The organism is Pseudomonas sp. THAF187a, from assembly GCF_009363395.1.
GTDB lineage: Bacteria > Pseudomonadota > Gammaproteobacteria > Pseudomonadales > Pseudomonadaceae > Aquipseudomonas > Aquipseudomonas khazarica.
This window is the reverse complement of record NZ_CP045349.1, coordinates 4,543,134-4,556,018: the sequence shown is the minus strand read 5'-3', so window position 1 is coordinate 4,556,018 and position 12,885 is coordinate 4,543,134. Positions and strand designations below refer to the sequence as shown.

The window sequence follows — 12,885 nt, the reverse complement described above, 5'->3', positions numbered from 1 at the left end:
GTTTTCGTTCAGGCGGGATAGATCGCGCCGAGGATGCGCAGCCCTGCGGCTCCGGTAACGCTCGGCCGGTTACCCGGAATCCCCTCCAGGGCGCAGTGGGCGAGCCAGGCGAAGGCCATGGCCTCGACCCAGTCCGGGTCGATACCCTGCGCGGCCGTACTCCGCACGTCGGCTCCTTGCGTCAGCGCGCTCAGGCGCTGCATGAGGCAGGTGTTGTGCGCGCCGCCGCCGCATACCAGCAGGACATCGGTATGGGCCTGCGCAGTGCGCAAGGCACTGGTGATGCTGCGGGCAGTGAGTTCGACCAGCGTCGCCTGCACATCCTCGCCCGCTATCGCAGGCAAGGCCTGCAGGTGGCCGAGCAGCCAGTCGAGGTTGAACAGCTCGCGGCCGGTACTCTTGGGGCCGGCCGTCGCGAAGAACGGATCGCTCAGCAGTCGGCTCAGCAGGCCGGGGTGCACGGTGCCAGTGGCAGCCCAGGCACCGTCGCGGTCATAGTTGAGCCCCTGGCAGTGATGAATCCAGGCATCGAGCAGGACGTTTCCAGGGCCGCTGTCGAAGCCCAGCACCTCCCCATTCGGATCCAGCAGGCTGAGATTGCTGAAACCGCCGACGTTGAGCACGGCCACCTGATGCTCGCCATCAGCAAACAGGCTCTGATGGAAGGCAGGCACCAGGGGCGCGCCCTGGCCACCCGCCGCAACGTCGCGGCGGCGGAAGTCCGCGACCACGCAGATGCCGGTCAGCTCGGCGAGTAGCGCGGGGTTGCCGATCTGGATGGTGAAACCACGGGCAGGTTCATGGCGCACGGTCTGGCCATGGCTGCCAATGGCGCGAATCTGTTGTGCGGTCAGGTTCTGCCGGTTCAGCAGCTCGTCGATGCCCTGTGCGGCGAGCTCGACCCAGCGTTGTTCGGCAATGGCGGCGCGAGCCAGCTCATTCTCGCCAGGTGCGCAGAGTGCCAGCAGATCGCTGCGCAGCGTCTCGGGCATTGGCCGGTAGAGGGTCGCGAGCAGGCGGGGGGAGTGGTCTTGCTCGATCAGTGCGATGTCCAGGCCGTCCAGACTGGTACCGGACATCACACCTATATAAAGAGACATGGATTACTGCTTGTTGCTGGCCAGCATGGTGGCCTTTTCCTGATCCATGCGTGCCATCAGCGGCTTGCTCAGTTGCATGAAGCGTTGCTTCTCGCTCGCAGCAATCGGGTCGGCCATTGGCAGCTTCTGGCTCAGCGGGTCGACGTGCACGCCATTGACCTGGAACTCGTAGTGCAGGTGTGGGCCGGTCGACAGGCCGGTGGTACCGATATAGCCGATGATCTGCCCTTGCTTGACGTTGACGCCGTTGCGAATGCCCTTGGCGAAGCCTTGCATGTGCGCATAGAGCGTCCGGTAGCGCTGTCCGTGCTGGATGATCACCGTATTGCCATAACCGCCGTTACGACCGGCCAGGGCAATCTTGCCATCGCCGGCCGCCTTGATCGGCGTACCGCGTGGTGCCGCGTAGTCGACACCCTTGTGCGCGCGAATCTTGTTCAGGATCGGGTGCTTGCGTCCGGTGGAGAAGCGCGAGCTGATGCGGGCAAAGTCCACCGGCGTGCGGATGAAGGCCTTGCGCATGCTTTCGCCGTTGGCGCTGTAGTAGCTGGTCGCGCCCTGCTTGTTGGTGTAGCGCACGGCGGTGTAAGTCTTGCCGCGGTTGGTGAAGCGTGCGGACAGGATGTCGCCGGTGCCGACGCGCTTGCCGTTGACCACCTTCTCCTCGTAGATCACCTCGAACTCGTCGCCTTCGCGAATATCCATGGCGAAGTCGATGTCGTAACCGAAGACGTTGGCCAGATCCATGGTCAAGCCATGAGACAGTCCGGCACGCTTGGCCGAGAGGAACAGCGAGCTGTTGATCACGCCATGGCTGTAGGCCGTCACGACTTCCGGCTTGACCTGGTCACGCTGGAAATCGAAGCCATCGGCGTCACGGCTCAGACGAATGGTTTCCAGCTCACTGAGCTTGCTCTGCAGGCTTTTCAGCTTGCCGTCGTCACCCAGCTGGAAGTCGAGTACCTGGCCGACCTTGAGGCGGCTGAACTGCTTGGCTTCCTTGCTGCTGTTGAGCGCCTCGTGCAGGTCGTTCGCGTTCAGCCCGACCTTGGCAAAGACCGTGGACAGCGTATCGCCGTTGCTGACGGTGACGCTGTGCTGGTTGGGATCGGAAGGAGTGGTGTCGGCTGTTGCTGGATTCTTTTCATCAGCGCCATCTCCGACGCTGTTTTCGGCGCTATCTGCGCTCGGTCCGATCTTGGCGAACGGCGAGGCAGCGCCAGAGGCTGGCTGTCCCGCTCGGAGGTCGTCCTTTTCCTGCAGCACCAGCTCGGCTTCGCTGCCGAGGTCCAGATCGAGAAAGGTCTTCTGCGCTTCGACTTCACGCGAAGGAAACACCAGCAGAGCCAGGCTCAGCAGCGCAGCTACACCACTCGCAGCCAGGATATGGCTCTTGGGGTAGGGCGGGGCTTTAGGGATATTTTGCGTCATGGCGTGAGGCGTTTTCTTGGAATGTGCATTAACTGTATAAAATATAACCAAAATCGGCTCGGGGCAACCCTTGACATGCCCTGTCTGCGACCGCCGGGCCAACCATGGGCAAAACTTGTAATTAGTTTGCGATCTTGTATGGTTGGTTCCCTTTCAATTTCCAGTGGTTGCGGGTTCTGTCATGAAGTCGGTCGAAGAGCAGCTGGCGCTGATCAAGCGCGGTGCGGAAGAGGTTCTGGTTGAAGCGGAGCTGGTCGAAAAGCTCAAGCGTGGTCAGCCACTGCGGATCAAGGCGGGGTTCGATCCTACCGCGCCGGATCTGCACCTCGGTCATACCGTGCTTATTAATAAGCTGCGTCAGTTCCAGGAGCTGGGGCATCAGGTGATTTTCCTGATCGGTGACTTCACCGGAATGATTGGTGATCCCAGCGGCAAGAGCGCTACTCGTCCGCCGCTGACCCGCGAGCAGGTGCTGGACAACGCCGAGACCTACAAGCAGCAGGTGTTCAAGATACTCGATCCGGCCAAGACCGAAGTGGCGTTCAACTCCACCTGGATGGATCAGCTCACGCCGGCCGACTTCATTCGCCTGGCGTCGCAGTACACCGTTGCGCGGATGCTCGAGCGCGATGACTTCGACAAGCGCTACAGCAGCAACCAGCCGATTGCCATTCACGAGTTCCTCTACCCGCTGGTGCAGGGCTACGACTCCGTTGCGCTCAAGGCCGATGTGGAGCTTGGCGGTACTGACCAGAAGTTCAACCTGCTGATGGGGCGCGAGCTGCAGCGTGCCTACGGTCAGGAGTCGCAGTGCATCGTCACCATGCCTCTGCTCGAAGGGCTCGATGGCGTGAAGAAGATGTCCAAGTCCCTGGGCAACTACGTGGGTATCCAGGAAGCGCCAGGCGTGATGTACAACAAGCTGGTGTCCATGCCGGATGCATTGATGTGGCGCTACTTCGAGCTGCTCAGCTTCCGCTCCATGGAGGAGATCGAGCAGTTCAGGCGCGATGTCGAGCAGGGTGCCAACCCGCGTGACATCAAGATCAAGCTGGCCGAGGAACTGGTTGCGCGTTTCCACGGTGAAGAGGCGGCTGCCAATGCGCATCGCTCGGCCGGTAACCGCATGAAGGATGGCGAGCTGCCGGACGACCTGCCCGAGGTCGAGCTGGTTTCGGCTGAAGATATGCCGATCTCGTCCGTCCTTAATAAGGCAGGCTTGGTGAAGAACGCTGCGGTGGCACGTGATCTGCTGGGCTCCGGCGGTGTGCGGGTCGATGGCGAGGTGGTCGATCGCTCCTTCCTGTTCAAGGTGGGCGAGGCCCATGTCTGCCAGGCGGGCAAGAAAGCCTTTGCGCGGGTCGTGCTCAAGGCCGAGTAATAAAATTGCAATTTAAGCTTGACGCGCGTTCTGTGGGTTGTAGAATGCGCGCCACTTCAGCGATGAAGCTCTTCGAAAACTTCTTGTTAATCAATAAGTTAAGTTTAAAAGAGGGGTTGCAAAGCTGGATCTGGCGTGTAGAATGCGCGCCGGTCGACAGGGTGGTGGTTGAGCCCTGTTGGTGATTCGGTCAAGTGGATCGAAAGCGGTAGAAAAGAGGTGGTTGACAGCGGTTTTGAACGCTGTAGAATGCGCCTCCCGCTGGAGAGAAGAAGCTCTGATCGAAAGCGCAAGTGGTTGAGTAGAAAGAAAAAATTCTTCGAAAAACAGCTTGACAGAAACAAAGGCTGCTGTAGAATGCGCGGCCTCGGTTGAGACGAAAGACTTAACCAACTGTTCTTTAACAACTGAATCAAGCAATTCGTGTGGGTGCTTGTGAGGTAAGACTGGTAGTCAACTGATTATCAGCATCACAAGTAACACTCGTGAATTCGAGAGTTTATTTGCGATTGCTGAGCCAAGTTTAGGGTTTTCTCAAAACCCAAGTAGTATTGAACTGAAGAGTTTGATCATGGCTCAGATTGAACGCTGGCGGCAGGCCTAACACATGCAAGTCGAGCGGATGAAGGGAGCTTGCTCCTGGATTCAGCGGCGGACGGGTGAGTAATGCCTAGGAATCTGCCTGGTAGTGGGGGATAACGTTCCGAAAGGAACGCTAATACCGCATACGTCCTACGGGAGAAAGCAGGGGACCTTAGGGCCTTGCGCTATCAGATGAGCCTAGGTCGGATTAGCTAGTTGGTGAGGTAATGGCTCACCAAGGCGACGATCCGTAACTGGTCTGAGAGGATGATCAGTCACACTGGAACTGAGACACGGTCCAGACTCCTACGGGAGGCAGCAGTGGGGAATATTGGACAATGGGCGAAAGCCTGATCCAGCCATGCCGCGTGTGTGAAGAAGGTCTTCGGATTGTAAAGCACTTTAAGTTGGGAGGAAGGGCTGTAGGCTAATATCCTGCGGTTTTGACGTTACCAACAGAATAAGCACCGGCTAACTTCGTGCCAGCAGCCGCGGTAATACGAAGGGTGCAAGCGTTAATCGGAATTACTGGGCGTAAAGCGCGCGTAGGTGGTTCGTTAAGTTGGATGTGAAAGCCCCGGGCTCAACCTGGGAACTGCATCCAAAACTGGCGAGCTAGAGTACGGTAGAGGGTAGTGGAATTTCCTGTGTAGCGGTGAAATGCGTAGATATAGGAAGGAACACCAGTGGCGAAGGCGACTACCTGGACTGATACTGACACTGAGGTGCGAAAGCGTGGGGAGCAAACAGGATTAGATACCCTGGTAGTCCACGCCGTAAACGATGTCAACTAGCCGTTGGAATCCTTGAGATTTTAGTGGCGCAGCTAACGCATTAAGTTGACCGCCTGGGGAGTACGGCCGCAAGGTTAAAACTCAAATGAATTGACGGGGGCCCGCACAAGCGGTGGAGCATGTGGTTTAATTCGAAGCAACGCGAAGAACCTTACCTGGCCTTGACATGCTGAGAACTTTCCAGAGATGGATTGGTGCCTTCGGGAACTCAGACACAGGTGCTGCATGGCTGTCGTCAGCTCGTGTCGTGAGATGTTGGGTTAAGTCCCGTAACGAGCGCAACCCTTGTCCTTAGTTACCAGCACGTTATGGTGGGCACTCTAAGGAGACTGCCGGTGACAAACCGGAGGAAGGTGGGGATGACGTCAAGTCATCATGGCCCTTACGGCCAGGGCTACACACGTGCTACAATGGTCGGTACAAAGGGTTGCCAAGCCGCGAGGTGGAGCTAATCCCATAAAACCGATCGTAGTCCGGATCGCAGTCTGCAACTCGACTGCGTGAAGTCGGAATCGCTAGTAATCGTGAATCAGAATGTCACGGTGAATACGTTCCCGGGCCTTGTACACACCGCCCGTCACACCATGGGAGTGGGTTGCTCCAGAAGTAGCTAGTCTAACCTTCGGGGGGACGGTTACCACGGAGTGATTCATGACTGGGGTGAAGTCGTAACAAGGTAGCCGTAGGGGAACCTGCGGCTGGATCACCTCCTTAATCGAAGACTTCAGCTTTCTCATAAGCTCCCACACGAATTGCTTGATTCACTGTAGAAGACGATGCTGTAACGCGGCGACCCTGTTATAGGTCTGTAGCTCAGTTGGTTAGAGCGCACCCCTGATAAGGGTGAGGTCGGCAGTTCAAATCTGCCCAGACCTACCAATTCAGGTGCAGATGCTTACGGGGCCATAGCTCAGCTGGGAGAGCGCCTGCTTTGCACGCAGGAGGTCAGCGGTTCGATCCCGCTTGGCTCCACCATTACAGCATGATCGTTAGAGAGTTCAGAAATGAGCGCTTCAGGTGATGACCTGTTGAGTGCTGATTTCTGGTCTTTTGACCGGTACAAATCGTTCTTTAAAAATTTGGATATGTGATAGAAGTGACTAACGATGTGTTTCACTGCACATTGTTAATCAAGGCAAAATTTGTAGTTCTCAAGACGCAAATTTTCGGCGATGTCGTCTTCACGATTGAGACAGTAACCAGATTGCTTGGGGTTATATGGTCAAGTGAAGAAGCGCATACGGTGGATGCCTTGGCAGTCAGAGGCGATGAAAGACGTGGTAGCCTGCGAAAAGCTTTGGGGAGTCGGCAAACAGACTGTGATCCAGAGATCTCTGAATGGGGGAACCCACCCGGCATAAGCCGGGTATCTTGTACTGAATCCATAGGTGCAAGAGGCGAACCAGGGGAACTGAAACATCTAAGTACCCTGAGGAAAAGAAATCAACCGAGATTCCCTAAGTAGTGGCGAGCGAACGGGGACTAGCCCTTAAGTTGATTTGAGTGTAGTGGAAGGCTCTGGAAAGTGCCGCCGTAGTGGGTGATAGCCCCGTACACGAAACGCTCTTATCAATGAAATCGAGTAGGACGGGGCACGAGAAACCTTGTCTGAACATGGGGGGACCATCCTCCAAGGCTAAATACTACTGACTGACCGATAGTGAACCAGTACCGTGAGGGAAAGGCGAAAAGAACCCCGGAGAGGGGAGTGAAATAGAACCTGAAACCGTATGCGTACAAGCAGTGGGAGCCTACTTTGTTGGGTGACTGCGTACCTTTTGTATAATGGGTCAGCGACTTATATTCAGTGGCGAGCTTAACCGAATAGGGGAGGCGTAGCGAAAGCGAGTCTTAATAGGGCGCTTTAGTCGCTGGGTATAGACCCGAAACCGGGCGATCTATCCATGGGCAGGTTGAAGGTTAGGTAACACTGACTGGAGGACCGAACCGACTACCGTTGAAAAGTTAGCGGATGACCTGTGGATCGGAGTGAAAGGCTAATCAAGCTCGGAGATAGCTGGTTCTCCTCGAAAGCTATTTAGGTAGCGCCTCGTGTATCACTGCTGGGGGTAGAGCACTGTTTCGGCTAGGGGGTCATCCCGACTTACCAAACCGATGCAAACTCCGAATACCAGCAAGTGTCAGCACGGGAGACACACGGCGGGTGCTAACGTCCGTCGTGAAAAGGGAAACAACCCAGACCGTCAGCTAAGGTCCCAAAGTTATGGTTAAGTGGGAAACGATGTGGGAAGGCTTAGACAGCTAGGAGGTTGGCTTAGAAGCAGCCATCCTTTAAAGAAAGCGTAATAGCTCACTAGTCGAGTCGGCCTGCGCGGAAGATGTAACGGGGCTCAAACCATACACCGAAGCTACGGGTTCATCCTTTGGATGAGCGGTAGAGGAGCGTTCTGTAAGCCTGTGAAGGTGAGTTGAGAAGCTTGCTGGAGGTATCAGAAGTGCGAATGCTGACATGAGTAACGACAATGCGAGTGAAAAACTCGCACGCCGAAAGACCAAGGTTTCCTGCGCAACGTTAATCGACGCAGGGTTAGTCGGCCCCTAAGGCGAGGCAGAAATGCGTAGTCGATGGGAAACGGGTTAATATTCCCGTACTTCTAGTTACTGCGATGGAGGGACGGAGAAGGCTAGGCCAGCACGGCGTTGGTTGTCCGTGTTTAAGGTTGTAGGCTGGTTTCTTAGGTAAATCCGGGAGATCAAGGCCGAGAACTGATGACGAGCGTTCTTTTAGAATGCGAAGTGGTTGATGCCATGCTTCCAGGAAAAGCTTCTAAGCTTCAGGTAACTAGGAACCGTACCCCAAACCGACACAGGTGGTTAGGTAGAGAATACCAAGGCGCTTGAGAGAACTCGGGTGAAGGAACTAGGCAAAATGGCACCGTAACTTCGGGAGAAGGTGCGCCGGTGAGGGTGAAGTATTTACTACGTAAGCCCATGCCGGTCGAAGATACCAGGCCGCTGCGACTGTTTATTAAAAACACAGCACTCTGCAAACACGAAAGTGGACGTATAGGGTGTGACGCCTGCCCGGTGCCGGAAGGTTAATTGATGGGGTTAGCGCAAGCGAAGCTCTTGATCGAAGCCCCGGTAAACGGCGGCCGTAACTATAACGGTCCTAAGGTAGCGAAATTCCTTGTCGGGTAAGTTCCGACCTGCACGAATGGCGTAACGATGGCGGCGCTGTCTCCACCCGAGACTCAGTGAAATTGAAATCGCTGTGAAGATGCAGTGTATCCGCGGCTAGACGGAAAGACCCCGTGAACCTTTACTATAGCTTTGCACTGGACTTTGAGCTTGCTTGTGTAGGATAGGTGGGAGGCTTTGAAGTGGGGACGCCAGTTCTCATGGAGCCATCCTTGAAATACCACCCTGGCAACCTTGAGGTTCTAACTCTGGTCCGTTATCCGGATCGAGGACAGTGTATGGTGGGTAGTTTGACTGGGGCGGTCTCCTCCCAAAGAGTAACGGAGGAGTACGAAGGTGCGCTCAGACCGGTCGGAAATCGGTCGTAGAGTATAAAGGCAAAAGCGCGCTTGACTGCGAGACAGACACGTCGAGCAGGTACGAAAGTAGGTCTTAGTGATCCGGTGGTTCTGTATGGAAGGGCCATCGCTCAACGGATAAAAGGTACTCCGGGGATAACAGGCTGATACCGCCCAAGAGTTCATATCGACGGCGGTGTTTGGCACCTCGATGTCGGCTCATCACATCCTGGGGCTGAAGCCGGTCCCAAGGGTATGGCTGTTCGCCATTTAAAGTGGTACGCGAGCTGGGTTTAGAACGTCGTGAGACAGTTCGGTCCCTATCTGCCGTGGACGTTTGAGATTTGAGAGGGGCTGACCTTAGTACGAGAGGACCGGGTTGGACGAACCTCTGGTGTTCCGGTTGTCACGCCAGTGGCATTGCCGGGTAGCTATGTTCGGAAAAGATAACCGCTGAAAGCATCTAAGCGGGAAACTTGCCTCAAGATGAGATCTCACTGGGAACTTGATTCCCCTAAAGGGCCGTCGAAGACTACGACGTTGATAGGCAGGGTGTGTAAGCGCTGTGAGGCGTTGAGCTAACCTGTACTAATTGCCCGTGAGGCTTGACCATATAACACCCAAACAATCTGCTCTGACAGCAGAGGGTGTCGATGGTGAAGTCGACAGAAAGCCGAAAATTTGCGAGAGCTACAAGCCTCTATCACGTATCCAAGGGATCGCGCCTTACCGCGAGATCCCAACCGAATTGCTTGACGACCATAGAGCGTTGGAACCACCTGATCCCATCCCGAACTCAGTAGTGAAACGACGCATCGCCGATGGTAGTGTGGTGCTTCACCATGTGAGAGTAGGTCATCGTCAAGCTCCTATACGAAACCCCAGATCTCTAACGAGGTCTGGGGTTTCTTCTTTGCGCGGCAGAAAGTCGGGCGTGGGCAGCGCCGCCTGGCGGGGTAACCTGCAGGACGTCATCGCCGGCAAGCCGGCTCCTACGGTACGCGGCCTGGCGAAGTTCCTGTAGGAGCCCGCTTGCGGGCGATCGCGGTGATCGCCGCACCTGGGTGGTCGGGGCGTTCGCGGCTGAAGATGTTCCTGTGCAGCGCTTTCGGGGTGTTTGCCGGCGCGGTGCAGTGCTTGGATCTTCTCCCCGGATCGGCGGTGGAACACTGCGTTTTCTATGCAAGTACAAGCCTCGTCGTTATCATGCCAGCCTTGTTCATAGCGGGGCCTCGCATGCTGGAATTGTTGAAACTTCTGCAGGATGGTCGCTTCCATTCCGGTGAAGCCCTTGGGGCTCGGCTCGGGATCAGTCGGAGTGCCATCTGGAAGCAGTTGCAGGGCCTGGAGGCTGAACTGGGGGTCGAGGTGTTCAAGGTCCCAGGTAAAGGCTATCGGCTTTCTTCGCCCCTGGTCCTGCTCGATGCCGAGCGGATTTCACAAGCGGCGGGAGAGGTGGACTGGCCCATCGCTGTCGAGTCCAGCCTGGATTCGACGAATGCGGAAATCTTCCGCCGCCTCGATGCCGGCGCTCGTCCGCCTTTCGTGTTGCTTGCCGAACGTCAGACCGCGGGTCGCGGGCGGCGAGGTCGGGTGTGGGCGAGTCCGTTTGCCGAGAACCTCTATTGCAGTCTTGTCCTGCGCGTTGATGGTGGAATGAGTCAGGTCGAGGCCCTGAGTCTGACCGTCGGCCTGGCGGTGGCGAAAGCGCTGCGGGCGTGTGGCGTGACTGCGGCCGGGCTCAAGTGGCCGAATGACGTGTTGGTCGATGGGCGCAAGATATCCGGAATACTGCTCGAGCTTGCCGGCGATCCTGCCGATGTCTGCCATGTCGTGATCGGTATCGGTATCAATGTGAACATGCTGGTCGATACGCCTGCGTTGATCGATCAGCCCTGGACGTCGGTGCGGCAGTGTCTCGGCCACGCGCTCGACCGCAACCAGTTGGCGGCTGAACTCCTGAAGCAGTTGCGTGTGCACCTCTCCACGCATTGGCAGCAGGGCTTTGCCGGCTTGCGAGAAGAGTGGGAGGCGTTGCACGTGTGGCGAGGCCGCTCCGTCGCGTTGACTGCGGGGAGCAACGCAATCCTGGGTGTGGTGCAGGGCGTCGATGAACGAGGGGCGATTCGGCTGAGTGTCGATGGTGTCGATCAAATCTTCAGCGGTGGCGAGTTGAGCCTGAGGTTGCAGCATGATTCTTGAGCTCGACTGCGGTAACAGCTTCATCAAATGGCGAGTGATCTCCATCGACGCTGCTCAGCGTATTGCCGCTGGCGTGGTCAACGACGATGCCGGCCTGTTCGAGGCGCTGTCGGCTGTCCCTGATCTGCAAGTGGAGCATTGCCGCATGGTCAGTGTGCGCAGCGATGCCGAGACCGAGCAGTTGGTTGCCCGTCTGCGTGCGTCTCTGGGCGTGGAGGCGGTTTGCGCTCAGTCCGCCAGTCAGGTCGGCGCTGTACGCAATGGCTATGCTGACTTCCAGCGCCTGGGCCTGGACCGCTGGCTGGCCGTGCTCGGGGCTTACCATCTCGGTCAGCGCGCCTGTCTGGTGGTGGATCTGGGGACGGCCGTCACAGCCGATTTCATCTCTGCCGATGGTGCGCACCTGGGCGGCTTCATCTGTCCGGGGCTGCCGTTGATGCGCGATCAGCTGAGCACGCACACCCGGCGTATTCGTTACGACCGCCAGGTGGCACTCGCGGCATTGCAGGAGCTGGATCCTGGGCGTTCCACTGCGGAGGCGGTCGAGCGTGGTTGCGTGCTGATGCTGCGCGGGTTCGTCGCCGAGCAGTTGGCACAGGCGACGGCGCGTTTTTCGGATGGCTTCGAGGTGTTCCTGACGGGTGGGGATGCCGATCTGGTGCGTGATGTCGTGCCGGGCGCTCAGGTCGTCGCGGATCTGGTATTTGTCGGGTTGGCGATCGCCTGCCCCCTGAATTGAGGCAAGGCATGCGCTGGTTCCTGCTACTGCTGCTACTTCTTAACGCGTTCTACTACGTCTGGCACCAACAGCAGGCGCCGTTGCGGGCCAAGGAGGTGGCGCCGGCCAGTTCTTATCAGGGGGCGCGCAAGGACATACGCCTGCTCAGCGAGGCCGAGTCGCCTCGTCTGCCCGCAAGGCAGCCGGAGGTCGAGCCGCAGGCGGCGGCCTCCGAGGCGGCGGTGTGTCTTTTCCTGGGGAGCTTCGAGGCGGAATCTCGCGCCCGGGTCGTCGAGCAGCGCCTGCTGAGCCTGGACATACAGGCTGAGGTTCACAGCATCGATGCGGCTGCGGGCGTGGAGTACTGGGTGTACCTGCCTCCGCTGGCGTCCCGGCAGGCGTCGTTGCGTCAGTTGCGAGAGCTGCAGGCGCGGCGCATCGACAGTTACATCATCACGCAGGGGGAGTTGGCTAATGGCATCTCCCTGGGCATCTTCCCGCGCAGCGATTCGGCCGACAGTGTCATGCAGCGCCTTCGCGAAGTGGGTTACGAGCCGCAGATGCGCGAATTGTCGCGCGCCCATCGCAGTTTCTGGGTGCGGGTGGCCCCGGAAAGCAGGCGTCTGGCCGACGAATTTCTGCTGGGGCGACTGGCTGGAGACTTCGCTGGTTTGCAACATCAATTAATGCCGTGCGAGGGCGTTGCATTGCTCCAATAGTTTGCATAGAATGGCGCCCGCTTCGCAGGGTGGTCAAAGTTGGTTCCCGACGAAGATGTTGTCAAAGTAGCTAACCTCAAGATTTTAATGAGAAAAAGCTTGACAGCAGGGTGGCAGATCTAGAAAATGCCGCCTCACTTTGGAGGGGTTCCCGAGCGGCCAAAGGGATCAGACTGTAAATCTGACGTCATCGACTTCGAAGGTTCGAATCCTTCCCCCTCCACCAGATTCAGCGTGAGCTGCAGGCTCCGCGGGCATAGTTCAGTGGTAGAACCTCAGCCTTCCAAGCTGATGATGCGGGTTCGATTCCCGCTGCCCGCTCCAGTTTGTGGTTGGCGCAATAGAGTTTGGCTCATGTAGCTCAGTTGGTAGAGCACACCCTTGGTAAGGGTGAGGTCAGCGGTTCAAGTCCGCTCATGAGCTCCATCTAATGAAGGCAGATATGAAAGTATCTGCCT

The 12,885-nt window shown here is 57.3% G+C and carries 6 protein-coding genes, 5 tRNA genes and 3 rRNA genes; 12 read left to right on the top strand and 2 right to left on the bottom strand.

Features of this window, described 5'->3' with window-relative positions; genetic code table 11:
* Positions 1–8 precede the first annotated feature (8 nt).
* Together FIV02_RS21300 and FIV02_RS21295 are read right to left on the bottom strand one after the other, a co-directional pair.
* The gene (locus tag FIV02_RS21300; protein WP_152489711.1) at positions 9–1,100 is read right to left on the bottom strand and encodes an anhydro-N-acetylmuramic acid kinase; all 1,092 of its coding nucleotides are present in this window, start codon (positions 1,098–1,100) and stop codon (positions 9–11) included.
* Between the two features lie 3 nt (positions 1,101–1,103).
* Positions 1,104–2,531 carry a peptidoglycan DD-metalloendopeptidase family protein gene (locus tag FIV02_RS21295; RefSeq protein ID WP_047588590.1) on the bottom strand — a complete coding sequence of 476 codons (1,428 nt, stop codon included), beginning with the start codon at positions 2,529–2,531 and terminating at the stop codon, positions 1,104–1,106.
* Between the two features lie 181 nt (positions 2,532–2,712).
* Here FIV02_RS21295 and tyrS point away from each other — a divergent pair, with 181 nt between their 5' ends.
* The 12 genes from tyrS to FIV02_RS21230 all read left to right on the top strand — a co-directional run bounded on the left by tyrS (position 2,713) and on the right by FIV02_RS21230 (position 12,853).
* Positions 2,713–3,912, top strand: coding sequence for a tyrosine--tRNA ligase (tyrS, locus tag FIV02_RS21290; protein WP_152489710.1), 1,200 nt, complete (start codon positions 2,713–2,715; stop codon positions 3,910–3,912).
* Between the two features lie 553 nt (positions 3,913–4,465).
* Positions 4,466–6,002 (top strand): 16S ribosomal RNA (locus FIV02_RS21280).
* A gap of 88 nt (positions 6,003–6,090) precedes the next feature.
* Positions 6,091–6,167: transfer RNA gene (locus tag FIV02_RS21275), tRNA-Ile, on the top strand.
* A 20-nt stretch (positions 6,168–6,187) separates the two neighbouring features.
* Positions 6,188–6,263: transfer RNA gene (locus FIV02_RS21270), tRNA-Ala, on the top strand.
* A 245-nt stretch (positions 6,264–6,508) separates the two neighbouring features.
* Positions 6,509–9,401 (top strand): 23S ribosomal RNA (locus FIV02_RS21265).
* 138 nt (positions 9,402–9,539) lie between these two features.
* A 5S ribosomal RNA gene (rrf, locus tag FIV02_RS21260) occupies positions 9,540–9,655 on the top strand.
* Together the 16S, 23S and 5S rRNA genes with 2 tRNA genes alongside form the textbook arrangement of a ribosomal RNA operon.
* A gap of 369 nt (positions 9,656–10,024) precedes the next feature.
* On the top strand, positions 10,025–10,990 hold the full coding sequence (birA, locus tag FIV02_RS21255) for a bifunctional biotin--[acetyl-CoA-carboxylase] ligase/biotin operon repressor BirA (RefSeq protein ID WP_152490150.1): 966 nt from the start codon (positions 10,025–10,027) through the stop codon (positions 10,988–10,990).
* On the top strand, positions 10,980–11,729 hold the full coding sequence (locus tag FIV02_RS21250; RefSeq protein WP_152489709.1) for a pantothenate kinase: 750 nt from the start codon (positions 10,980–10,982) through the stop codon (positions 11,727–11,729). Before birA ends, FIV02_RS21250 begins: the two co-directional genes overlap by 11 nt.
* An 8-nt stretch (positions 11,730–11,737) precedes the next feature.
* Positions 11,738–12,427: an SPOR domain-containing protein gene (locus FIV02_RS21245; RefSeq protein ID WP_152489708.1), complete on the top strand. Its 690-nt coding sequence runs from the start codon at positions 11,738–11,740 to the stop codon at positions 12,425–12,427.
* 141 nt (positions 12,428–12,568) lie between these two features.
* Positions 12,569–12,653 (top strand) — tRNA-Tyr (locus FIV02_RS21240).
* Between the two features lie 24 nt (positions 12,654–12,677).
* Positions 12,678–12,751: transfer RNA gene (locus FIV02_RS21235), tRNA-Gly, on the top strand.
* A gap of 26 nt (positions 12,752–12,777) precedes the next feature.
* Positions 12,778–12,853, top strand: a tRNA-Thr gene (locus tag FIV02_RS21230).
* Positions 12,854–12,885: the final 32 nt, after the last annotated feature.